24 protein-coding genes are annotated in these 22,951 nt (G+C 62.8%); 7 read left to right on the top strand and 17 right to left on the bottom strand.

All coding sequences use genetic code 11. The features are described 5' to 3' along the window. Positions 1 to 97: 97 nt before the first annotated feature. Together VQ044_RS14230 and VQ044_RS14225 are read left to right on the top strand one after the other, a co-directional pair. Positions 98 to 1,753, top strand: coding sequence for a sensor histidine kinase (locus VQ044_RS14230; RefSeq protein WP_327648885.1), 1,656 nt, complete (start codon positions 98 to 100; stop codon positions 1,751 to 1,753). Further along, positions 1,750 to 2,391 (top strand): response regulator transcription factor, encoded by a 642-nt coding sequence (locus VQ044_RS14225; protein ID WP_327648884.1) that lies wholly within the window; start codon positions 1,750 to 1,752, stop codon positions 2,389 to 2,391. The genes VQ044_RS14230 and VQ044_RS14225 overlap by 4 nt, the downstream gene beginning before the upstream one ends. 50 nt (positions 2,392 to 2,441) lie before the next feature. Here the strand turns inward: VQ044_RS14225 and VQ044_RS14220 are convergent, their stop codons facing one another. The 3 genes from VQ044_RS14220 to bmt form a co-directional block, all read right to left on the bottom strand. After that, on the bottom strand, positions 2,442 to 2,816 hold the full coding sequence (locus VQ044_RS14220; protein ID WP_327648882.1) for a hypothetical protein: 375 nt from the start codon (positions 2,814 to 2,816) through the stop codon (positions 2,442 to 2,444). A 251-nt stretch (positions 2,817 to 3,067) separates the two neighbouring features. Beyond that, positions 3,068 to 4,177 carry a helix-turn-helix transcriptional regulator gene (locus VQ044_RS14215; RefSeq protein WP_327625902.1) on the bottom strand — a complete coding sequence of 370 codons (1,110 nt, stop codon included), beginning with the start codon at positions 4,175 to 4,177 and terminating at the stop codon, positions 3,068 to 3,070. Between the two features lie 518 nt (positions 4,178 to 4,695). After that, on the bottom strand, positions 4,696 to 5,712 hold the full coding sequence (gene bmt / locus VQ044_RS14210) for a betaine--homocysteine S-methyltransferase (RefSeq protein ID WP_327625901.1): 1,017 nt from the start codon (positions 5,710 to 5,712) through the stop codon (positions 4,696 to 4,698). A gap of 250 nt (positions 5,713 to 5,962) precedes the next feature. Here bmt and VQ044_RS14205 point away from each other — a divergent pair, with 250 nt between their 5' ends. Next, positions 5,963 to 6,232 (top strand): hypothetical protein, encoded by a 270-nt coding sequence (locus VQ044_RS14205; RefSeq protein ID WP_327625900.1) that lies wholly within the window; start codon positions 5,963 to 5,965, stop codon positions 6,230 to 6,232. A gap of 170 nt (positions 6,233 to 6,402) precedes the next feature. Here VQ044_RS14205 and VQ044_RS14200 read toward each other — a convergent pair whose 3' ends face one another. The 6 genes from VQ044_RS14200 to VQ044_RS14175 form a co-directional block, all read right to left on the bottom strand. Further along, positions 6,403 to 7,473: a quaternary amine ABC transporter ATP-binding protein gene (locus VQ044_RS14200; protein ID WP_327625899.1), complete on the bottom strand. Its 1,071-nt coding sequence runs from the start codon at positions 7,471 to 7,473 to the stop codon at positions 6,403 to 6,405. After that, entirely contained in the window at positions 7,466 to 8,353 is an 888-nt protein-coding gene (locus VQ044_RS14195; RefSeq protein ID WP_327625898.1) for an ABC transporter permease, read from the bottom strand. The genes VQ044_RS14200 and VQ044_RS14195 overlap by 8 nt, the downstream gene beginning before the upstream one ends. A 220-nt stretch (positions 8,354 to 8,573) precedes the next feature. Beyond that, complete coding sequence (locus VQ044_RS14190) at positions 8,574 to 9,572, bottom strand: ABC transporter substrate-binding protein (protein WP_327625897.1); 999 nt, start codon at positions 9,570 to 9,572, stop codon at positions 8,574 to 8,576. Positions 9,573 to 10,204: 632 nt separating this feature from the next. Further along, positions 10,205 to 10,486 carry a hypothetical protein gene (locus VQ044_RS14185; protein ID WP_327648879.1) on the bottom strand — a complete coding sequence of 94 codons (282 nt, stop codon included), beginning with the start codon at positions 10,484 to 10,486 and terminating at the stop codon, positions 10,205 to 10,207. 348 nt (positions 10,487 to 10,834) lie between these two features. Then, positions 10,835 to 11,617: an EAL domain-containing protein gene (locus tag VQ044_RS14180; RefSeq protein WP_327648877.1), complete on the bottom strand. Its 783-nt coding sequence runs from the start codon at positions 11,615 to 11,617 to the stop codon at positions 10,835 to 10,837. Beyond that, positions 11,529 to 12,830, bottom strand: a complete 1,302-nt coding sequence (locus VQ044_RS14175; protein WP_327648875.1) for a GGDEF domain-containing protein — start codon at positions 12,828 to 12,830, stop codon at positions 11,529 to 11,531. Before VQ044_RS14175 ends, VQ044_RS14180 begins: the two co-directional genes overlap by 89 nt. A gap of 277 nt (positions 12,831 to 13,107) precedes the next feature. Between VQ044_RS14175 and VQ044_RS14170 the strand changes: the two genes are divergently transcribed. Then, a complete protein-coding gene (locus VQ044_RS14170) occupies positions 13,108 to 13,536 on the top strand; it encodes a L,D-transpeptidase (protein WP_327648873.1) in 429 nt (142 codons plus the stop codon). 12 nt (positions 13,537 to 13,548) lie between these two features. Here the strand turns inward: VQ044_RS14170 and VQ044_RS14165 are convergent, their stop codons facing one another. From VQ044_RS14165 to VQ044_RS14130, 8 genes are all read right to left on the bottom strand, one after another. Next, on the bottom strand, positions 13,549 to 13,776 hold the full coding sequence (locus VQ044_RS14165) for a hypothetical protein (protein WP_327625893.1): 228 nt from the start codon (positions 13,774 to 13,776) through the stop codon (positions 13,549 to 13,551). A 27-nt stretch (positions 13,777 to 13,803) separates the two neighbouring features. Beyond that, on the bottom strand, positions 13,804 to 14,727 hold the full coding sequence (locus VQ044_RS14160; protein WP_327648872.1) for a universal stress protein: 924 nt from the start codon (positions 14,725 to 14,727) through the stop codon (positions 13,804 to 13,806). A 217-nt stretch (positions 14,728 to 14,944) separates the two neighbouring features. Beyond that, the gene (locus tag VQ044_RS14155) at positions 14,945 to 15,880 is read right to left on the bottom strand and encodes a lipid A biosynthesis lauroyl acyltransferase (protein ID WP_327648870.1); all 936 of its coding nucleotides are present in this window, start codon (positions 15,878 to 15,880) and stop codon (positions 14,945 to 14,947) included. Next, on the bottom strand, positions 15,877 to 16,932 hold the full coding sequence (locus VQ044_RS14150; protein WP_327648869.1) for a zinc-binding dehydrogenase: 1,056 nt from the start codon (positions 16,930 to 16,932) through the stop codon (positions 15,877 to 15,879). Before VQ044_RS14150 ends, VQ044_RS14155 begins: the two co-directional genes overlap by 4 nt. Positions 16,933 to 17,074: 142 nt before the next feature. Next, on the bottom strand, positions 17,075 to 18,373 hold the full coding sequence (locus VQ044_RS14145) for a beta-ketoacyl-ACP synthase (RefSeq protein ID WP_327648867.1): 1,299 nt from the start codon (positions 18,371 to 18,373) through the stop codon (positions 17,075 to 17,077). Between the two features lie 10 nt (positions 18,374 to 18,383). Beyond that, positions 18,384 to 19,595, bottom strand: coding sequence for a beta-ketoacyl-ACP synthase (locus tag VQ044_RS14140; RefSeq protein WP_327648865.1), 1,212 nt, complete (start codon positions 19,593 to 19,595; stop codon positions 18,384 to 18,386). A 200-nt stretch (positions 19,596 to 19,795) separates the two neighbouring features. Then, entirely contained in the window at positions 19,796 to 20,077 is a 282-nt protein-coding gene (locus VQ044_RS14135) for an acyl carrier protein (RefSeq protein WP_327625888.1), read from the bottom strand. Between the two features lie 264 nt (positions 20,078 to 20,341). Continuing rightward, complete coding sequence (locus tag VQ044_RS14130; protein WP_327625887.1) at positions 20,342 to 20,731, bottom strand: DUF302 domain-containing protein; 390 nt, start codon at positions 20,729 to 20,731, stop codon at positions 20,342 to 20,344. Positions 20,732 to 21,210: 479 nt separating this feature from the next. On the opposite strand from VQ044_RS14130, the gene VQ044_RS14125 reads away from it, so the two are divergent. The 3 genes from VQ044_RS14125 (at position 21,211) to VQ044_RS14115 (ending at position 22,847) form a co-directional block, all read left to right on the top strand. Further along, the gene (locus tag VQ044_RS14125) at positions 21,211 to 21,663 is read left to right on the top strand and encodes a MarR family winged helix-turn-helix transcriptional regulator (protein ID WP_327625886.1); all 453 of its coding nucleotides are present in this window, start codon (positions 21,211 to 21,213) and stop codon (positions 21,661 to 21,663) included. A gap of 474 nt (positions 21,664 to 22,137) precedes the next feature. Then, positions 22,138 to 22,554, top strand: coding sequence for a thermonuclease family protein (locus VQ044_RS14120; protein ID WP_327648864.1), 417 nt, complete (start codon positions 22,138 to 22,140; stop codon positions 22,552 to 22,554). Beyond that, positions 22,551 to 22,847 carry a hypothetical protein gene (locus VQ044_RS14115; RefSeq protein WP_327648863.1) on the top strand — a complete coding sequence of 99 codons (297 nt, stop codon included), beginning with the start codon at positions 22,551 to 22,553 and terminating at the stop codon, positions 22,845 to 22,847. The genes VQ044_RS14120 and VQ044_RS14115 overlap by 4 nt, the downstream gene beginning before the upstream one ends. Positions 22,848 to 22,951 lie beyond the last annotated feature (104 nt).

The raw sequence follows: 22,951 nt of genomic DNA, 5'->3' as shown, positions 1-22,951 counted from the left end.
CCTTTCCCATGAAGCACCTCCTGCTCACAGAGAATCAAACCGAACATCAAATGGGAACCCGTCGATTCAAATTATTCGCCGGATGCTCTAGCCGTACGTGCATCATCTTCTCGCGATATCCGTTGTCAGTCTTGCGGCCGGATGCCGGCTTCTCACCGCCTTTATCGGTTTGGTGGCGACGTATTTGGACCCGAGTCAACCGGTCAGCGATGATCGCGCCGTCTACGCACTCCTGCTTGCCTATGTTGTCTTTGCCATTGGTCTTGTGGTGGTGTCGCGACGGATTGAAAGCGCCAGATATCCCGCGTTGATCGTCCATGCCATCGATATCGCCGTGCTGGCAACGTTGATGCAGTTTACCGAAGGATCGACGAGCCCGTTTTTTCTGTTTTTCACGTTCCTGCTTTTCAGTTCGATGCTCCACTGGAACTGGGTGGGCGCCTTGGCCACGACGGCGGTTCTTGTCGGGATCCTGTTTGTCACCTGGATATCTGGTGTCGAATCCTCCGGTGCCGATCTGGAGGTGCAGAGGATCGTCATACGAGCCGGTTATCTGCTTGTGACGGGAGGTATTCTTGCCGTCCTGGGCGCTCAACGGGAGGGTCAACGTCGGCGCGTCGCCGACCTCGCCAATTGGCCCCTGGAGATGCAAACGAAAGATGACCTGCCGGCACTGGAACACACCCTTGCCCATGCTGCGCATGTACTTCAGGCCAACGAGGTGGTGGTCGTCTGGAGCAGTGAGTACGAGCCCTATCTCTTCACCGTCTCCTGGAGCGAAGATCACCTAAATGCCGCGCGCTCCGGACCAGCGGGGGATGCCTTGCTTTCCGTCGAGGTGACACGCCCGATGGTCGTGGTCGAGCGCGCGGGAGAAAATGTTCTTGTCCTGCTGGATGAAAGCGGAAACCGTTTCAATGCTCGGATCGAATCGCAGGCCCTCCAAGGGTTGCGGCTGCACGGCGGCGTCGTTGCTCCGATCGCGACGAGAAATGTAGCTGGACTCGTTTTTCTCTGCATCCATCATCCGGTTATCGAGACGCTTCCGCTAGCCGCCATCGTGGCAACTCGGATTGCCACGGAACTGGAGCACGATCTCCTGCAGAAACGGCTAGTGGAAACGGCGGCGACCCAGGCACGACGCAGCCTCGCCCAAGACCTTCATGACGGACTTCTGCAAAATCTGACGGCGATCGGGCTGCACATGAAAGCCATGGAAGAACAGGTCCCACCCGGCCTGCGCCAGGTCATGTCGAAATTGCAGCGTGATCTTGCCGCCCAACAGCAAAATGTCCGCAATTTCGTCTCGGGGGCTGAGCGGCTGGATAATCGTGCAGGGGCCCCAGCCCCGATTTCGGAACGTCTCGAGGCCTTTATCTCCGAACTCGAGCAGCGCTGGTCCGTGACAGTCCATCGCCAGGTCCCGCAGCAGTTGACGATTTCGCGGCCAATCGTGCACGGGCTTGAGTTCATCATTGGTGAGGCGGCGGCGAATTCCGTCAGGCATGGTGCGGCGAAGACGCTTTCTGTCAGCCTGCACCCGGTGGCGCAGCGCCTCTACGTCGAGATCGTGGACGACGGATCGGGCTTCGGCGTATTCCAGGGGACACGGGACGATTCGACGCTTGAGGCTTCGGGGCTCGGGCCGCGTTCCATCATGCGGCGGGCCACGAACCTGGGCGGGCGCGTGACGGTGTCGAGCAGCGACCGGGGCGTCTCTCTCCAGATTTCACTTCCCCTGGAAACGTCATGACACGGCGCACGGTCGTCATCGCGGATGATCATCCGCTTGTTCTCGACGGGCTGTCGAACCTGATCGATCGATCCGGTCGGTTCGAGGTGATTGCCGCGTTCTCTGACGGGCTTCTGGCCTGGGAAGCCATATTGCAATTGTCCCCGGACCTTGCCGTTCTTGACGTGGCAATGCCGATGATGGGGGGCATCGAGGTGTTGTGGAACATCCGGGCGAGCCGTTCGCCGACCCGTGTGGTCTTGCTAACGGCATCGATGCGGGATGAGCAGTTGCTCGACGCGGTGGCAGCCGGTCTGCATGGTCTGGTCCTGAAGGAGACGGCGCCCGAGCTCCTGATCAGGGTGATGATTGATGTCGCCGCCGGACGAAAGCATTTGCCTCAAGCTTGGATACGGGCGGCCACGAAACGCGAAGATGCCCGCCGACAGGAACCGCAACAGCGGTTGCCACAGCTGACCGCCTCCGAACACAAGATCGCGAGACTGGTGGCGTCGGGGCTTTCGAACAAGGAAATCGCATCTTCGCTCGGCATATCGAGCGCGACGGTCAAGAACCACCTTCACAACGCTTATCAGAAGCTCGGGGTCACCAACCGGACCGCCTTGGCGTCCGCCCTGATGCGCGTTGCGGGTGGATAGGGGGGAGTGGGCCGACCACTCAGTAAGGGCCAGCCCACTTCAAGATGCGACTAGCGGTTCGCGCCCGGCGCGTCCGTCGTCTCGGTGCTGCTGCTGATCTCGGTCTCAGTGCAGTTGTTGCAGGTGTCGCTGCTGCCGTCGACATAGGAATCGACCTGCCCCTTCGGGCCGTTGACCTCGGTTACCGTGGTGGTGGTATCGGTCCGCACGCCTTGGCTGGCAGCCGCATGGGCGTTCGGCGGTGACTTGTCGCTCATGCCCATGAAGGATTCGGTGGTCGTAGTGGTCATGGTTTCGGTCACGAAACCACCCTGTCCGCCGGGATTGGTGCCGGAGCCGGGTTGCCCGCCTTTGGGGGCGGCAAAGGCCGCACCGCTTGCTGCGAGGAAAACCGCTGCCGTGCAGGCCAATGCAAAACGTTTCATATTAGTAACCCCTGTATGTAGGAAACCGATCTTTGTCTTGCCGGTTAATGTTTTCTTAATATAGTTGGAGGGGCATCGCGAACATGGACCGGATGGTCTAGAAGAACAGTCGGATGAGGAAAAATCCGCTGACCATTTTTATATAAAGAACGGGTTGCGGCAGACCGTCATTTCCCGACGACATGGCAAACTGGATCACCCAAACTGCTTGATAAAACCGCTGGCTAGGCCCTGCGGTGCCTGCAATCCGCTCAAGACCCGAAGAGGCGGGCCAGCACGGCGACGACGTTGGCCTGTCGGGTGACGCCAAGCTTGGAGCGGATCTGTTTGAGGTGCGACCGCGCGGTGTGTTCGGACAGTCCTTCGCGTCTGGCATAGGCGATGACGCTTTCGCCCTCGAGGAGCGCGACGGCGAGACGCGACTCCGCCGGGGTCAGGCCGGTGGCGGCGCGCACGGTGTCGGCGGTGGGTGCCTGCCAGGAAGCTCGATCCTGAACCGTCAGAACGCCCATCCGATTGGCGTCCTTGCCCGTTGGTGAAACGAAGGCGCGCACGATCAGCGGCCGCGCATTGCCCGGCCGACGGAGCCCGATTGGGCGCGGAAGTTCGAAGTTGAGCCCCGCGGCGACCCGAAGCGTCCGGGTCATCATGTCGAACAGAACCGGTCGAGAATCCCGATGCGAGGCCCTCAAGACCCCACGGGTCAGTTCGAGCCCGTCCTTGATCGCGACGATCGCGCGTGCTGGTGCATTCATGTGAAGGACGAAACCGGCGTGGTCGAAAATGATGACGCCGTCGTCGAGGCCGTCCAGGGCGGCAACGATACCGTCGTCGCCGAGGGTTCTGGCTGACACGAGGGCCTGCAATTCGACCACGCGGCAGATGTGAGGACCCAGGACTTCCAGGAGCCGGGTTTCCTCTGGGGTGAAGTCGCCTTTGCTGGCCCGGCGCTGAATTGTCGGTGCGGTAATGCCTCCCAGATGCTCAAGCACCAGGATGCCGGCGTTCCAGCATTCGGGAAATAGCCGGTAGAATTCGTTGTGCACCGGACACTGGGCGATTTCCTGGGCGGTCATCACGTCGCCAGTATGGATCAGGCCTCGACGCCGTTGCGACACGATCCGCTGAAGGCGCAGATCCTTGTCGGCGAAATCCTGGGCGAACATGAGCAGGCCTTCCGGGTCGAAGGGTGCCGAGTCGTGGTGAAAGGATCCGTCGTGTCCGACGGAGTTGAATGTGAAGCGATCCGCCCCGGTTGCCGCCGCGACCCGGCCCATTGCGTCGGCCCAGGAGTTGGAGCCGTCGATGCTTCCGTAAAGACAGGAGAGGGTGTCTTCAACGACCGATGCGCTGGCAGCCATGCAATCGTCTCCCTACCGGATCAGTGCGCGTGCGACTTTCCGTCCTGTCCGTGACGATATGCCCTGCTTAGTGAAGACGCAACTCTAGGGAAATTCGGCAAATGATTAGAAAATAAGTGCTTTCAACTTAAAATATATACGATCCCCCAATGGGGGATGTGCTTTAGCCGGAGCGGGTAAAGCATGAACGCGCGGGTGCCAGGTCTTCGGCGTCCAGTCTCGCCGGAGGGTACGCCTGATCCTGGATCATTGAGGGAGGGCACCGTCATGCCATTCTTTGCTGTCCTCGCGATCTGCTTGAACTCGACGCCGGTCGAAAAATGCCGAGAGGCGACATCGGTGCATAGGGTGACGATCGCCGAGCCCGATATGGCCTTGCCGGCTGCATGCGCGCTGGAATGATCGCAGCCGTCAGGTCGCGACTCCTGCGGGGCGGGGATTATCCCAAAATATTCTGCCGACCCTTGGCGGCGACGGAGGAAGTGGCGACTCGGGAGCGGTAGCAGCCCGTACCGATGTCAGCCGCGGCGGCCGCGACGACCGCGCGTGGACGCGGTGCTGTTCGTTGCCGCGTCGGATGCCTGTTTGTTGACCAACGGCCCGACGGTGTCGACGATCTCTTCCACCGTCGGTCGCGGTCGCCGGCTGTGGGTGTCGATGGCATGGCGCATGGCGCCGAGGTGATGGGGGGAGGTGCCGCAGCAGCCGCCGATGATGCGGGCGCCGACATCGATCGCAAGGCGCGTATAATCGGCCATCTGCTCGGGCGTTCCGGAATAGACCGTCTGGCCATCGACGAAGCGCGGGATGCCGCAATTGGCCTTGAGGACGACTGCGGCGTCGCTGTCGCCGGTGCCCAGTTCCAGACCCGTGGCCAGCATGTCGGAGGCGCCGACGCCGCAATTAGCTCCGATCGCCAGGGGCGTTTCGGCAAGGCCCTCGACCGATTTGTAGAAATCTTTCGGGTGGATGCCCATCATGGTCCGGCCGGCGCTGTCGAAGGAACCGGTGAAGACATAGGGCATAGCGCAGGCGACGGCCGCCTCGGCGGCGGCGCGAACCTCTTCGGCCGCCGACATGGTCTCGATCCACGCGACGTCGGCGCCACCCTCCTTCAGGCCGGCGATCTGCTCGCGGAAGGTCTCGACCGCGTCCTCATAGGACAGATTGCCGAGCGGGGCGAAGATCTCGCCGGTCGGACCGACCGACCCGGCGACGATGACCGGCCGGCCGGCCCCGTCGGCAACCGCGCGGGCGATCTCTGCGGCCTTGCGGTTGAGGTCATGGGTGCGATCCGCCGCCTCATGCAGCTTCAGCCGGTGGCGGTTGGCTCCGAAGGAGCAGGTGAGAATGATGTCGGCGCCGTTGTCCACAAAGGCTTGATGAAGCGCCGTGATCCGCTCCGGGTGGCTCTCCAGCCACATTTCCGGGGCCTCGCCGGATTCGAGGCCCACCTCGAAGAGGTTAGTCCCCGTAGCGCCGTCGGCGAGGAGGACGCCTTTTTCCGCGAGCAGGCGGCTGAGCGGATCGGACATGGATGCCTCTTCGTCACGGATCGGAGGGGTCGCCTTTCGGCGATGCGCCACGCGAAGATGGTAACGCCCCCATCCCCTGCGAAGCGAGCTCTATCATGTCAAGCGCGACCTGCATGCCCTCCCCGTCGCGGGGGAAGAGGGGCGCGGTCTGCTGCCCTTGGGGAGACATTTCCACAGCTAAGTCGTTCCTACGGCATCAATTTTCCCGGCAAGCTCTACCAAAGCCACATTTCGTAAGGATAGCTGGTATTTGAGACGAATCACCGTCGCGCGGACTTGCGCCGCGGTGGAAATGGAAGACGGGGAAATGATGTTTGATCGCGCACCCAAGCGGCTTGACCAAGCGGATATGGTCTATGCCGCGGTTCAAGCTCTTTACGCGGAGGGCTACACCCCAGTGCAGATCGAGGACGCCCTGATTCGACAGGCGCCCACCGATCTCGACCTGCTTGCCGAATGCTACCAGTTGCTGTTTGGCGCCGACGACCGACAGCAGACGATCGCCGATCAGGCAGCCTGACGGCCCGCACCGCGGCGTCAGCGCGATAGCCGGCGCTATGGCGGATGAAACCGTGCCGAGCGTCCCGTTTGCCGTAGCCATGTACCCGTCCGAACGCGCGCCGCCGCCCGGTGATCGAACTCACGACGATCAGCGCAGGCGGAAATGTGGCGCGCGAAGGTGCGGGGGCCTCAGCTCAGCTCGGTCGCGTCGAGCGCGTCCTTGAGTACCGGCGTCACCATCGCAGCCATCAAACCGCGCATGGTCAGCGTGCCAATCGACGCGCCGCTGCCGTTGACGACATGAGCATTGGTGACGCCTTCCTCGCTCATCCGCCGGGCGGCGTCCTCGAGAATGGTACCCTTCTCGACCGGCAGGCTGCCGCCTACCGGAGTCTCTCCTTCCGCGGGAGCCGGGTCCATGACCGTTTCCACCTGGACGACTCGTCCCCGGTTCACTTCGCGGACGAAGGACGAGATGTAGTCGTCGGCCGGCTTCAAGACGATTTCCTGCCCGGTGCCCTGCTGGATGATCTCACCGTCTCTCAGAATCGCGATGCGCTCGCCCAGGCGCAGCGCCTCGTCGAGGTCGTGGGTGATGAAGACGATGGTCTTGTGAAGCTCTGCCTGCAGGTCGAGCAGCACCGATTGCATGTCGTTGCGGATCAACGGATCGAGCGCCGAAAAGGCTTCATCCATCAGTAGGATGTCGGCGTCGGTCGCGAGCGCGCGGGCGAGGCCGACCCGCTGCTGCATGCCGCCCGAGAGCTGGGCCGGATAATTGTCCTCGTAGCCCTTCAGGCCCACCCGCTCGATCCAGCGCATGGAGCCAGAGTGCTGCTCGGCCTTTGACTTGCCCATGACGTGCAGGCCGTAGCCGACATTGTCGATGACGGTCTTGTGCGGCAACAGGCCGAAGCGCTGAAAGACCATGGAGATCTTGTGGCGGCGGAAATCCTGCAACCGCTTGTCGGTCATGGCGAGAACGTCCTCGCCGTCGATCAGGATCTCGCCGCTGGACGGTTCGATCAACCGGTTGATATGCCGGATCAACGTGGATTTTCCCGAACCCGATAGCCCCATAACGACCTGGATCCCGCCCGCGAGCATGTCCATGTTGATATCCTTGAGGCCAAGGACATGGGAATGCTGATCGAGCAGGTCGGACTTCGTCATTCCCTGGCGGACCTTCTCCACCATGGCTTTGTCGTTCGGACCGAACACCTTGTAGAGATTGCGGATCTTGATGGCGACATCAGCCATGGGCGGCCTCCCGGTGACGTTGGAGGCGCTTGCCATAGGCCTGGCTCGCGCGGTCGAAGATGATGGCGATGGCCACAATGGCCATGCCGTTCAGCACCCCTTGGGTGAAGTACTGGTTGGTAATTGCCTGCAGCACCGGCTGTCCAAGCCCACGCACGCCGATCAGCGAGGCGACGACAACCATGGCGAGGGCCATCATGATGGTCTGGTTGATGCCGGCCATGATGGTCGGCAGGGCCAGAGGTAGCTGCACCTGGGTAAGCCTTTGCCAGTTCGACGAGCCGAAGGCGTTGGCGGCCTCGAGTACTTCCTTGTCGACAAGCCGGATGCCGAGATTGGTCAATCGGATGATCGGCGGCATGGCGTAGATCACCACGACGATCAGACCGGGGATCAGGCCGATACCCAGCAGCATGACGATGGGGATGAGATAGACGAAGGACGGCATGGTCTGCATCACGTCGAGGATCGGATTGAGGACCGACTGGACCTTGTCGGAGCGCGACATGAGGATGCCGATGGGCAGGCCGACGACGATCGACAGCAACGTGCACACCACGATGATCGACAGCGTGCGCATGGTGTCTTCCCACATGCCGAAGATGCCGATCAGCATCAGGGCAATAAAGGTGCCTGCGGTGATCCCCTTGGAGCGGCTGGCGAACCAGACGATGGCAACGAGGACGGCGATGACGATCCACCAGGGCGTCTGGAGAAGCAGCTTCTCGAACCAAAGGAGAAAATCGAGAAGCGGTCGGAACAGGGCCTCGATGTCGTTGCCGAACGCGCGCGAAAACGCGCGATATTGTTGATCGATCGCCCGCGACATGAGGCGCAGATTGCGCCCCCCGATCTGGGGAAATTCCGTCAGCCAGTCCAAATGTCAGGTCTCCTCGACGTCCGCTTCCAGTCCCGGCGTTCAACGGCCAATCATGGCCCACTCTTGGGTAGGCGCGGATTCATCCATGGTTACAAAAAAAACGGCCGCGGCGACGCCGCAGCCGTCATGTTTCATCGATCGGGACGGCTCAAGGCGTCGTGACCGAGAGCGGTAAGCCACCGGCTATCGCACGCCCGAACTGCCACCGATCGCGTCAAGATCAAAGCGCTTCCTTGATCTTTTCCGCTGCTTCCGGCGAAACCCATTTCGTCCAGATATCCGCGTTGTTCTCGAGGAAATAGAACGCCGTGTCCTCGCCGGTCGCCTGCTGATCTTCCTTCCAGGCCAGCAGCTTGTTGACGGTCGCGTTATCCCACGAGCGGGTGTTGAGATACTCCGCCGCGGCCTCGGATTCCTTGGCCACATTCGGGGTCACGATCGTGAAGACCTCGGATTTGGTCCAGGCGTTGATCTTCGGATCGGCGCAATCGGCAACCGTAGTGCACTTGGTCCACTCCTCCGGGTCGTGCTCGGCGTCGAAGGCCAGCTTCGTCATCGGGTATTTGCCGAGGATGGCGGTCGGCGCCCAATAGTAGCCGAACCATGGCTCCTTGTTCTCGTAGGCCTTGGCGATCGAGCCATCGAGCCCGGCGGCCGAACCGGTATCGATCAGTACAAAGCCCTTTTCCTCGCCCTCATAGGCGCGGAAGAGGTTGGCTGTGGTGATCTGGCAACCCCAACCCGATGGACAGTTGTAGAAGGCACCCTTGGACGGATCCTCGGTCGACGGGAAGAGATCGGGACGTGCGAGCGCGTCGGCGACCGTTTTGATGTCAGGATGCGCCTCGGCGAAGTAGGACGGAACCCACCAGCCTTCCTCGCCGCCATCCGACAGCGCTTCGGCCGCGAATACGACGGTGCCTTCCTCGACCGCCTTGTCGATCTGATCGCGGAACTGATTGACCCACATTTCCGGCGCGACGTCCGGCTCCTGCTTTTCCGTCATCGATGCGAAAGTGGGCATCGTGTCGCCGGGCAGCAGGCGTGTTTTGCAGCCGTATCCTTCCGAGAGGACGAACTGATCGATCGCGGCCAGCACCTCCGCCGACGCCCAGTTCATGTTTGAAATCGTCAATTCGCAGCTTTCCTGCGCCGATGCGCCCGGTGCGAAACCGAATAGGGCGGCTGCGAGAAAGGTGGAGGCGAGAAGTGATTTCATAAGAATTCCTTATTTATTGGGTTTTTCCGAGTATCGTCAGTGACATTTACATTCGCACTCGCGCTCCGCGCGGCGAAGTGGCACGATCCAGCCGGACGATTACATTCGAAAGCGGTCCGCTCCCAGTGCGTTCCATCGCGGAAACTAGAGGGTTCGGGCCTTGAATCCAACATTTTTTTTGGCCGCGGGGCTAAATAGGGCCGCGCGAGCTTGGCGCAGACCCGTTCAGGACGGGGCGGGTGGCCCAAGCGAGACGTGCCGAATCGTGGCGTCGCGGCGACCATGTGACGGGTTCCGTCGCAGCGTGAGGAAGAGGCTGCCACCCGTCTGTGGTTGCGGAAACCCTAAAGCGAAGCGGCGCCAGCTCCCGGATTCGACCCATTTCATCGCGGAGGGGCGACGCAATAACCGAACGGTAACGCTTACGGTTTACCAACGGATTCGACGCAAGAAGCGCCGCAGCCCCGGATAAGGTTTTGCGTACCGGGAAAGCGACCGCGTTCTTGCCGGTCGTCCGTGATAGAGTGGCCGCGCCTTTCTATAAAAGATTGGCCAGTTGACCCGGCTGTTTCGTCCAAGGGTCCCGATTTTCCGTCACCATCTCGACACCGACCGCCTTTCCTCGGGCCGGGTTACACGTGCACTGGCACCAAATTTTCCACCTCATGGGGCCGGAAGGGCTTGGAAATCCGCGGGACGGCGGCGAGCTGCGCCGGCAGCTGATCCAGGCTGCTGGAGATAAAGCAGAACGGCACATTGTTGCGGAGCAGGAGCTGCGCGATCGGAAGCGACGTCTCGCCGCAAGGGCCGAGGACAACGTCGAGCATTGCGAAATCGAGGCCTTCGTTCACGTAGGCGAGGGCATCGGCGACGGTCGCGGCATGAAGAATCTCTGCATCGATTTTTTCCAGCACGATCCCTTCGAGGTCGATGGCGATAATGGGTTCATCTTCGAGAATTAGAATCTTCATGGACGTGACCCTTCGCGTTCTCTCTCCAATGTTCCAGCGGCGCCGTGGTTGCGCCGATCGTGAATATTTTTAGTATTGTTCTCATTATCAACTAACTGTTAACTATGAATTCCCCGCCTGGCATAGAAAAACCCGGCGGCGGACGAGTCAAAGTCCCGGTGGGCCGTTGCGGTCATAGAATCAGACTTGATTGGCATGAACAGTCTTGGTCGACGCGCTGCAGCCTTACGGGGGCGGTCGCCGCCTGCTGGTCATGGCGCCAGCACGCGGGCGTCGAGAGAGGCGCAGGCGTCAGGAGGCGTGGTTAGCCCGCTGCAGCACGGGAACGTCTGACGGGCTTTCCGCGACGTTGTGCCGGAAGCGCGTCAGGATCTCGGCCGCCGCTTGGTCGGCGGGCATCGGTCGGCCGAAGAAATAACCTTGCAGTTGATCGCAGCCCAGGCTTTTCATCAGCGCCACTTGAGCCTCGGTCTCCACTCCCTCGGTGGTGACCTTCATCTTCAGATGGTGGGCCATGGAGACGATGGTCTCGAGGAGCCGGGAGACGTTCGGTTCGCCGTTTTCCAGGGCGACCATGAAGGATTGGTCGATCTTCAGCTTGTCGAATGGGAAGCGCCATAGGTAGCCGAGTGAGGAATAACCGGTGCCGAAATCGTCCATGTCGATGGATATCCCGAGCGCCCTCAATTCACGGAGCTGCGCGAGAATGTCGTCGGAGCGGTCGAGCAACAGAGATTCCACGACCTCGATCTCAAGCCTCTTCCCGCTGATGTTGGCATCTCGGAGAGCCGTTTCGACGATTCTCACCAGATCGCCGTCGCCGAATTGGACCGGGCTGAGGTTGACCGAGACGAAAAGATCCTGCGGCCACTGGGCGATCTGGCGGGTGGCCTCACGGATGACCCAGGTGCCGATCGCCTTTATGTAGCCGCGCGCTTCGGCGATGGGCACGAAAACGGAGGGAGAGATGTATTCGCCGTTCTCGTCACGCAAGCGCAGGAGCGCCTCGAAGCCGAGCAGGCGCGAGCCGTCGCCATTGACGATCGGCCTGATAGAAAAGTTCGAAGCTCTCATTCTCGACCGCCGCGCGCACCAACGCCTCGACATAACGGCGATGGTGCATCGCCTCGTCCATTGCGGGTTCGAAAAAGACGAGGTTGCGACTTTTATCGGTTTTGTGGTGCAGGTGCGCGATTTCGGCGTGTTTGACCAGCTCGGAGTGGGTGCGCCCGTCCTCCGGCACCATGGCGCAGCCGATCGAGACCCTGGGCTTGACGATTTCGCCCGCGAGTTCGACGGGCTCGCAAACCGCGTCGAAAATGCGTTTCGCCAGTGCTGCAATGTCCTCGATCGAAGTGATGCGGCGGCGCAGAACCGCGAAGTCGTCCGCTCCGATGCGGCCGATGAGATCGCTGGGATCGACGACGGCGGCAAGGCGGGCCGCCACCACCGTCAAAAGTTCGTCTCCGCTGTTTTGGCCAAGCCGGTCGTTGATCTCGGAGAGTTCGTCCAGATCCACATAAAGATAGCCCATCCGCTCGCGCGTCGCCCGCACGGTGGCCAGAACACGGTCGGTTTCCTCCTGCATTCGCCTGCGGTTCATGAGGTTGGTCAAGGCGTCGTAATTGGCCAGGAAGTCGATGCGGTCGGCGGCCTCGGCGATCTTGCGTTTGCGGCGCAGGTAGAGCAGCAAAGGCAGTCCGGTTGCCATGAACAGGATGAGCAGCAATGACACCGAGGCACGGGCAAGCGTGGCTTTGAACGCATAGCGTTGGGCGATCATGTCGGCCACGACGGAAACGTAGCCGATCGTCTTTTCATTCCGAATCAGCGGGGTCAGGAACGAAGGATTGGTGGTTCGGTCATCTTGGACGATCGACCACGCGCCGGGCTTCGTCAGCGTGGTTTTTGAAAGTCGGTCACCCGAGCTGATGCCACCGGGCCGATCGCGCAGCAACCAGTCGTAGCGTTCGGAACGGGATCGGTACACCTCTTGACCGTTGCGGTCGAAAACAGCGAAGCTTTCGATCCCCGCCAGATCCGCGATCTTGCGGATTGATGTCTCTGCGTCAGGGGTGCGGGTGATACCGGTCAAAAACGCGTCGACATGTCCTCCCGGCCCCAACAGAAGGCGCGCGAACTCCGCACCGCGGGCGCGTGCACCCGTTTCGACAAGCTCTCCGACAGTTGCTCCGCCGATCATGAACACGCTCGTGACCACGAACGCGGCGATGATTAATCCGCCGAGCAGGGTCGCGCCGTATCGCTTTATCACGCTGAGTAGCATTGCCATCCGCATCAAAGTTCAGGCGCAACGCTAGAACGAAGGTGTAAACAATTGTCGAATTCAGCTTTGGCAGAGAGCCGTTGCAGCCATTTCTTGCCGCCTCGCGTACAATTAAAGAGCCTCTCTTCGAGAGAGATGTCGATGCGTCCCCACTGTTCCAGCTCGCGGTAAGGAACGCAGGGGCACTTCACGCAATCGGCAATTGACCATCCGGGGGGAAGGAAATTAGACTTTTTTGGGGCGAAGACGTTTTGGCGTTCGGGCTGGAGGAACTACCATGAAAAACGGACTGCTTGCCATCGCCATGGTGGCCGGATTCTTTGCATTCGGCCTATCCAGCGCCGCCGCGGGCCTGGTGGCGAAGGTGGATCTTTCGTCGCAGACGCTGACCGTTATCAAGAACGGTAAGGTGATGTATCGCTGGCCGGTCTCGACCGCCAGGAAGGGCTACGTGACCCCCACCGGAAGTTGGCGACCTAAGCGCACGCACCGCATGTGGTATTCGCGCAAATACGACATGTCGCCGATGCCCTATTCGGTGTTCTACCATGGCGGCTACGCCATTCACGGCACCAACGCGGTCAGCCGGCTCGGACGTCCGGCATCGCACGGCTGCGTTCGGCTCCGCACCGCCAATGCACGCACCTTCTACTCGCTGGTCAAGACGTTCGGGATGGGCAACACCCGGGTCATTGTCCAGCGTTGATACGCCGCTCGCTCAGTGGGTCGGCCGCAAGACCCGCTGTGCGAGATCCGGGGCGTTGGCAGGGCGGGCGACGATCACCGTCACCTTGTGCCCCATCCGCTCGACCCGGTCGGCGTCCGACAGGGCGGAGCGGATCGCATCGACGCGCCGATCGAAAATTCCGTGCGGCGAGTGGCAGAAGGAAACCGTCCAGCGTCCGTCGGTCGGTTCCACGCAATAGTTCAGTTCTGACGCGTGCATGTACGTGCCTCCATCGCAATCGGCCCGTCAGTGGGCCATCAGCAGCGGGATCGGGCAGTCCCTCAGAAGGGCTCGCGTGACCCCACCAAAAATCATCTCGCGCAGGCGCGAGCGTCCATAAGCCCCGGCGACCAGGAGGTCCGCGCCGACGATCGCCGCCTCGTTCAGCAGCGCCTCGGCCGGGTAGTTCCATTTCGGTAGGTGCCGGACCTCTACCGAAATGCCGTGGCGGGACAGATGCTTGGCCATGTCGGCGGCGGGTTCGATACGCTTTTCCTCGCTGGAGGAAGTTTCCGCGACGGAGACCAGATGCACCTGTCGGGCGCGTTCCAGAAATGGCAGCGAGGCGGCGATCGCGTGGGAACACTCGGTGGTGTCGCGCCAGCCGATGAGGATCGTCTGCGGGTCCTTCGACGTCGCCGCATCCGGTGGGATCACGAGCGCAGCGGCCCCGGCATCGAAGAGAACGGCTTCCAGAATATCCGCCAGCCACCTGTCGCCATTGGGGCGTCCGAGCAGGAAGAGGTCGAGCGAGCGGGCCAGCGTTGCCGTTGCCGGGGCCAGCTCGTGCGGCATCCCGTCAACACGCCGCAATTCCACCGCGAAGTCCAGCTTGTCCAAACGCGCGCGAATGGTCTTCTCGGCGACGTCTCCCGCAGCTGCGCCTTCGGCCCAGATTTCGGCGGGAAGGCCCTCGTAGCCGGGTCCGATCGGGATGAAGGCGGTCGGAATGGGGTTGGCGAAAAAAGCTTCGGCATGGGCGCCGAAGATGGCGCGGATCGTCTGGAGGTGGGCGATCTTCGCCGCATCCTGATTGCCTCCGTCGAGATGGACCGCAAGGTCCGCGATGCGGTGCGAACGATCGCGTCGGCTTCGGGACGATGGCGCGCCTTCGAAGTCGGGCGCCCTCGCGCCGCCTTCAGCCCCGGCCCGCATTCCGATGGTGCCCATGGGGTGACCCTTTCGCTTGTCGGAGTATTGCTCCATTCGAAAGGACTTTCCACGCTCTCGTGGGCCGCAACCTTGATCCCGGTCAATTGGCGGACGATTTCGTGCCCGCTTTCTCGGCCGGCTCGACCGTAGCGCGGCTACGCTCCTCGCCGCGCTCCGCGTGGATCACCTCGGCAAACCGACAAACAGAACCGTGTCCTTATTATCGTCCGAGGCTCTAACGCTTGGCCAGTGGCTTCGATTGCCAGCGGTCGTGAAACCACATCCATTGTTCCGGGTGTTCGCGCACCCAGCCTTCAACCGTATCGTTGAGCAGCTGGCAGGTCGCCGCAACGTCGATTTCTCCGGTCGCGTCCCGAGGCAGGTCCAGCCGCGGCTTCAGTTCCAGGCGATAGCGGCCGTTCGGCAGCCGGATCGAGCGCGCCGGGTAGATTTCACAGTCGAACTGGCGGGCGAGCTTCGGCAGCAAGGGGTTGGTCTTACAGGGGCGGCCGAAGAACGTCGTCTCGGCGCCTTTGCGGAATTTCTGATCGACCAGCATGCCGACCGAGCCGCCGCGCTGTAAAACGCCGGCAAGCGACCATGCGGCGCCGGCTTTGGAGGGCACGAGATGTCCGCCGCTGGTCCGGCGGGCCGACTGGACCTCCTTGGCGATGTAGCGGTTATTCGGTTGGCGGAAGAGTGCGGTGAACTCGAGATCGAAGGCCGCTGCGCCGATCGGCAGCAGCTCGAAGCAGCCGAGATGGCCAGTGAAGAAGATGAAGGGTCCCTTGCGCTCGCGCAATTCCAGGAACGTGTCGACGCCTTCGACCTCGATGCGCCCGGCGCCCGGCTTTTCCGGGTCGAAGTCGAAGAGATCGTCGAGAAACACGAACTCCGCGGCGATACGGCCCATCTGCCCCCAGTTCTCCCGGGCGATGCGTTCGACCCAGGCGTCGTCTTTCTCCGGGTAAGCCTGACGCAGATTGTCCTTGGCGAGCCGGTGGCGCGGCGTCAGCGGCCCCAACAGCCGCGCCGTGCGGTCGGCGAGGGCGAGGCCGGTTTCGGCCGGCAACAGGCGAACCAGCCGGAGAAGCCCGAACAGAAGCTGGGCGACGACATAGTCCGCCGCCCGTTTGCCCCTTAGAGCGAGGCGTGTGGCAGTCGGATTCATGCGGCGACGGTGTCCGTGCCCTCAGCCTCAAGATCGAGAACGATCTTGCCGAAGACCTCGCGCGCTTCCATGCGCTTCAACGCGACCTCGATCCCATCGAAGCCGATCCGAGTGTCGATCACCGGATGGACCAGGCCGCGCGCCATCTTCTGCATGGCATCGCGCATGTTTTCCATGCGGCAGCCGAAGGAGCCGAGCAGTCGCAACTGCTGCTGGAACAGCATCATCAGATTGACCTCGGTCGAGATGCCGGAGGTCGAGCCGCAGGTGACCAACCGCCCGCCACGCTTCAGGCACAGCATCGAGGCCGCGAAAGTATCCTTGCCGACGTGCTCGAACACCACGTCGACCCCCTTTTTCTTCGTGAGCTTGCGGGTGACGCCCTCGAATCGATCCTTGCGGTAGTTGATCACATGGTCGGCGCCCAGCGCCTTGGCGCGCTCGATCTTGTCGTCGGACCCTACCGTCGTGATGACCGTGCAGCCCATCTTCTTGGCGAGCTGGATCGCGGCCGAGCCGATGCCGGAGCCTCCGGCGTGAATCAGGATCGTTTCGCCCGGCTCGAGCTTGGCATTGTCGAACAGCATGTGCTCGACGGTGCCGAAGGTGACCGGCGCCAGCGCCGCGCCGATCGCGTCGCAGCCCGGAGGGGCAGGGACGAGGAGCCGGGCGGGCAGGTTGACCTTTTCCTGCGCGAAGCCGTCGAGATGGAAGCCGTGGACGCCCCCGACATGCTCGCAAAGATTGTCGCGGCCCTCGCGGCAGGGGCGACAGAGCCCGCAGGTGCGCGCGCCATAGATCGACACGAGTTGGCCGGGCAGCACCGAGGCGACGCCCGGACCGATCGCCGACACGACGCCGGCAGCCTCGGCGCCGACGACCAGCGGCATCTTGCGTTTGGCGAACGCCATGCCGCGCCAGCCCCAGACGTCGATGTGGTTGAGCGCCACCGCCTTGATCGCCACGGTGACCTCGCCGGGGCCGGGCTCGGGCGGCGGTGGCAGGTCGACCACTCTCAGGTCGCGGTCGCCGACGAGTTGCAATGCCCGCATGATACTACCTCAGTCTGGATCACGATGACATTCGATCGGTTCGCCCCAATCCCATGTGATCGAATTTCGCAATTGAAAGCGAAAGAGACGCAGGACACCGTTCCTGCTCTTGCTTGCGCTCTTGATGTTGTGGAACCGGCGGTCAGGCGCGCGGTTCGCGCCCGATGACGAGACAGACGTTCTGGCCGCCGAAGCCGAAGGAATTGGACAGCACCGCGCGGATATCGGCCGAGCGTGCCGCGTTCGGTACGGTGTCGAGAGGGATCGCCGGGTCCGGATTGTCGTAATTGATCGTCGGCGGCAGCACGCCGTGTTGCAGCGACAGCACCGAGAAGGCGGCCTCAATCGCTCCGGCCGCGGTCAGCGTGTGGCCGATCATCGACTTGTTCGACGAGATCGGGGTCGTCTTCAGCGCCTCGCCGAAGATGGCGCCGAGGCCGGTCGCTTCCATCCGATCGTTTTCCGGGGTCGAGGTCCCGTGGGCATTGATATAGTCGATGTCGGTCGGCTCCATGCCAGCGTCGGCGATTCCGGCCTTGATGGTCGCGATGATCGGCGAGCCGTCGGGCTTGGAGCGCGTGCGGTGGAAGTCGTCGGCGCGTTCGCCGCAGCCGTGGATGATGCCGAGAATCTTGGCCCCGCGTGCCTTGGCCGCCGTCAGCGACTCCAGGACGAGCGCGCCCGCGCCCTCCGCCATGACGAAGCCGTCCCGATCCTTGGAGAAGGGCTTGGAGGCCTTTTCCGGAACGTCATTGTTGGTCGACAGCGCCGAAAGCAGCGAAAAGCGGATCACCGATTCCGGCGTGATCGAACCATCGGTGCCGATCGCGATCGCCCGCTCGGTCTCGCCGCGGCGGATCGCCTCGACGCCGAGCTGGATGGCGCTGGCGCCAGAGGCGCAGGCGGTCGACAGGGTGATCGGCAGGCCACGGGTTCCTAGCCGATCGGCCAGCAGCTCGGAGATCCGGCTGCACTGGGTCAAACGGTAGATCGCGGGATTGGGGTGGCGCCTGGCCACTTCCAGCAGCCGGTCGTAGCCGGCCTCCTCGCGTTCGGCGCCGTCCATCGCGTCGAGGGCGAGACGATGCTGCCATTCCATCTCCACCGGCGGCGCGGCCAGGAACAGCGGTCCGCCAAAGTCTTCGTCCGGCAGGCCGGCCATCCGGATCGCCTCGGACCCGGCAGCTTCGGCCATGGCGTAGGAGAGGGTGGTCGAGGTGTCGTTCTCCGGTCCCATGAAGTCGACCGAGCCGGAAATGGTCGTCCGCAGCCCCTCGGTCGAGAACCGCTCGATGCGGTGAATGCCCGAGCGGCCCGAGGACAGCGCCGCCCAATTGTCCTCGACGCCGCGGCCGAGCGAGGACACGATGCCAAGCCCGGTGATCGCGATCACCGGACGGCCCAGGAAATCGGTCTCCGCGGCGGTCACATTGGCGCTCATGATCTGATCCTCACAATCTGCGGCCGTCCACGGCCTCGAGCAGACAAGCGCCCTCGGCATGCAGATGGCCGATCGCGGTCACGACCGCCCGGCGGGGCCTTGCCGATGCCGGCTGTTCCTCGCTGGGATCGAGCGGCGGCAGGGCCTCGCCGCGCGACAGCGCACCCGCAGCCAGCGCGATCCCGGCCGGCAGCTGCGCCTCGAAGGAATGGCCGAGCAGCGTTCCATAGGCCCGGACCGGCGCGCCCGGAAAGGTTTTTTGCAGAACACTGCGTTCGATCGCCAGAAGATCGGCGATACCCGTCGCGCCCGACAGAACCAGGGTCTCTTCCGCCGGTCCCTGCTGCGGCGGCAGAACGGCCTGAAAGCGAGCCTCGGTCGCGGCCGTCTCGCGCCGGCCGCGGTCGCCGGTCGCGGTGATCAGCCGGGCGTAGGCGAGGGCCGATCGGGCGGCGGCATGCTCGGCCGATTCCAGGATGACGAAGGCGCCGACGCTGCCGACGGCGATGCCGTCATGGGGCGCCACGCGGGACGACACCGGGCGCCACTCGTCCTTGAGCATCAGCCCGGCGAGATCGAAATTGAGGATCAGATCCTTGCGCTCGGCCGAGAACGCGCCGCCGACCAGACAGATGTCGCTCTGACCGGACGCGATCCGGGCTCTGGCCGAGGCGAACGCCGAAATCCCCGCCGCTTCCTCGCCCATGAAGGTGCGCGACGAACCCGTGACCTTGTGAACGATCGAGATGTTGCCCGCGAGGAGGTTGGAAAGCTGCGTCAGAAACAGGGTCGGCCGCAGTTCCGCCGACAGGGTCTCGTTGACGATGCGGTCGCGGTCGTTCGACCCCCGCGCCCGCTCCATCACCAGCGCGTCGACGGTCATGTCGCGCTCGCCGCCCCCGGCGGCAACCACCATGTCGATCTTGCCGCGAACCACCTCGTCGGCCGGGATGCCGGCATCGTCCAACGCTAGCCCCGCCGCATAGGTGCCCAGCTTTTGCCAGGTCTCCATCTGGCGCTGGTCGCCCTTTTTCGGGATCTGGCCGGACCAGTCGATGGGGGGCAGGGGATGGACGAAATAAGGCGCGTAGGCCTCGGCCTCGATCCTGGGCTGCGGGGCGGGACCTCGCGCGATCGCGTCGAGATGGGCCGCGATCCCCTCGCCGATAGAGGACACCATGCCGATACCGGTTATGACGACGTCCCTGGCAGTCTCAGTCATGCGATTGTTCCAAGCTTCCGGATCGTTCCGTCTCCCAGCGGCGCGATCGGTCCGTAACGTCCTCCGCTCCAAAGCATGAGACCGGATAGCCGCGTCAGCTATCGGACCCCGTCACGCTGCCGTCCCACGTCCACGGCATCCGTCGGGTGGATTGGGCGAACCCGCGGGGGCTGTAGCCGCCACGCGATAGTTCTTATGCCTCAGCCTGCCTTCGCCGCGCGCAGCTCGTCGATCTTCGCGCAGAGATTCTTCAGCACGAAGTATTCCTCCGTCGGCACGTCGCCGTCATTGACCTCCTGGGTCCATTTCTCGAGCGGAATCTTGATCCCGAACTCCTTGTCGATCGCGAACACGATGTCGAGGAAGTCCAGCGAATCGATTCCGAGGTCGTCGATGGTGTGACTTTCCGGAGTGATCTGCTCGCGGTCGATCTCGCTGGTCTCGGCGATGATATCCGCGACCCGGTCGAAGGTTGAAGACAATGATTTATCCTTGTCTGATGGTCCATGTCGAATTTGGCGCGAAGCTATAGGGAATTTGGCGTGAAATGCAAAGCCGCGATCACCCCGTGCCGGCACAGCGGGCGCGATGCTGGTGCAGGGTGTGGAAAATGAGGGGAGGGGGCCGCCCCATCGATCTCCGCCGGCGCCGACCGTATACTTGCCGGTGTGCCAAACAGGCAAAGCACATTCACGCAGGCGCTCGTTCCAAGAGGATGCGTGGCATCCAGCGGGCACGGATGACCGTCAGATCTTCTGGACGACCGTTTCGAGCATGTCACGCACCTGACCGGCGACCGACTTCAGTCCCGCGTTGTCGATAGCCTCCATCGAGGCCTGCGGATCGACCGCGCTGACCTCGACCGCGTTCGGTCCAGTTTTTCGCACGATCACGTTGCAGGGAAGCATCGCTCCCACACGCGGCTCGAGGCCGATGGCCTGATGCGCCATGCGTGGGTTGCAGGCCCCGAGGATCAGATAGTCGTCCATGTCGATGTCGAGCTTCTTCTTCATCGTCGCCTTGACGTCGATCTCGGTCAGAACGCCGAAGCCCTGGTCGGTGAGCGCCGATCGGGTGCGTTCCACGACGGCATCGAAGCTCTCCGCGTCGAAGATACGGTTGATCGTATAGGACATTTGACGTCTCCTTTTGAAAACAGGTTCAGCGGCTCAGATATTTCACCAGCGCGAAGATCGCCAGGATGACGACGACGAGCAACAGCAGCATCCACAAACCGCCGAACCCCATGCCGCCGCCCATCCAACCAAATCCGTCCATCATCGGTTCCCCTTCGCTGTTGCTTGCCGGCGCGACGCGCTCTGGCGTTTCCTGTGTGGCCCAACCGGGACGTAGGGCCAATGATCTGAATCAACAGGCCTGACGAGCCTTCTTCTTCCGGCTGTCGCAGGCCGCCGACGCAAGCAAAGCCTGGCGCGAAGCGCCGGAAACGCTTGCGACTGGCCGATCAAGCGGAACAGTCGGCGCGATTGCAACGTTTGCTCGGTAGGACCGGATCACTTTTCAACGATCGGCTTCGCGCGGCTCTCGGCCAAGGCGGGCCGATCGCGGCAAGCCGGAGATGACGTCGAACTCTCCAAGTGTAGGGCAACGATCGATGAGCGCGAACAAGACCGAGGGCCGAACCCTTTTTCTTACCAACCGGCTAATCCGGGCGGCGACCGCGCTTGGCCGGATCACCGCCCAGGTTCACAGGGATGAGCACGGCCTTACGGCCCCGGAGTTCAGCGTGCTGATCATCCTCGGCGCCGCTGACGGAAAGGCATTCACCTCCTCTTACATCGTCGAGACGACGGCGATGGATAAGACCAAAGTCAGCCGGGCCGTGTCGTCTCTCGACCGGCGCGGTTGGCTGGGCCGCAGTCGGGCGACGGCCGACCGGCGTTTCGAATATCTGACCCTGACCGAGGCGGGCAGGCGCGCTTACCTGTCGCTCGTCCCCAAGGTCGAGGAGGCCGAAAACCAGGTGCTGAGCGAATTGAGCGAGGACGAACTCGCGGGACTCGAACGAGGGCTGGCCGGCCTTGATCGCGCCCTCGACCAGGAATAGCGGCAACCGCGGGTCCCCCGATCTCGCGCCGATCTCCCCGTCGATGCGTCGCGACTTGGCAGGCCGAGCGCCAATCGTTACCTAACGCGGATGCAACCGCTCCGAAATCCAGATGGCGTCGACCGCCGCTTTGCCGTCGCGCCGATGATCGACTGGACCGATCGCTTAGGACTGTAAGGCGAAGAGCGGTCGAGTCGTACCGTTTGTTGTACCAGCCAATGGAAAGCGCCCCGCCACCGTCAGGTCACTAGGCGCTGCGCTCTGCCGGTGGTGGACGGCGGCGCTACGGCTGCTTTGGTAGGGCGCGTCATCGGGATCGGTGTCGACACGTACAATGGTGCCGGCCTCGATCACACGCCGAATCCAGTCAATATCGAACTCGAGCCGAATGTGTTCCTCAGGTGCCGGTTGTCACGAAGCAGCCAAAGCCGGCCAAAAATGGCGTTCCGGTCTCGTAGAAGGTACACCGCTACAATGAACCCGATTTCGCCACTGGTGCTCGTGCTGATGCTGCTGGCCCCACCAGCCATGGCCGACGCGATCCCCGTCTGCTCCGGTGGCGATCGTGCGGCGCGGAAGCTGACCTGCATCGTCGATGGTGACACCGGATGGGAGCGTGGCGTGAAATGGCGCGCGCTCGATGTCGACACGCCCGAGATCAGCCAGCCGGAATGCGCCGAGGAAAGGCGCCTTGGGCTCAAGGCACGCGAACGGCTGCGGCAGTTGATGGCCGGCGGCTACCGTATAGAGTGGACTGGCGGCCGCGGACGATACGGGCGGGAGCTTGCCAACGTCATCCTGTCGGACGGCCGCGACGCTGGCCAGGTGCTAATCGAGGAAAGTCTGTCGCAGCCGTGGCCGAACGAAGGCAACAGGTGGTGCGGGCGATGATCGAGCCTGTCCGAAAGGTCGCCCCGATCGTCATCGAGACACTCGGGGATCTGATCGATGCCGGCATGCACCTGTCGGTCTATTGCGGCGAGGCGCTCGGGTCTCATCCGTGCGGACGGAAACTCGATGTCGATACGGCCGAACTCGCCAGACTGTTCGGTCGCGACGCGGTTTATGTCGGGCGACGCTTCCCGCTGAAATGCGCCCGCTGCGGCAGCCGCAAGCTCGAATACCGCGTCGGCACCAGCCCGGTGATCGTCCCGCGCCCGGGCAATCCCTTCGTCTGCCGATGATACGGCGCCTGCTCGCCCGCCTTCTCCGCCGCCCGCCGGAGATCCGCCGCGAGGCAACTGTCCTGGTGACGATGCACGGGGCGCAGCGTGCGTGGTTGGAGGCA

Source organism: Aurantimonas sp. C2-5-R2, assembly GCF_036549495.1.
GTDB classification, from domain to species: Bacteria; Pseudomonadota; Alphaproteobacteria; order Rhizobiales; family Rhizobiaceae; genus Aurantimonas; species Aurantimonas coralicida_A.
Note: the sequence above shows the minus strand (reverse complement) of the source record. Positions and strands in the feature narration are given on the sequence as shown.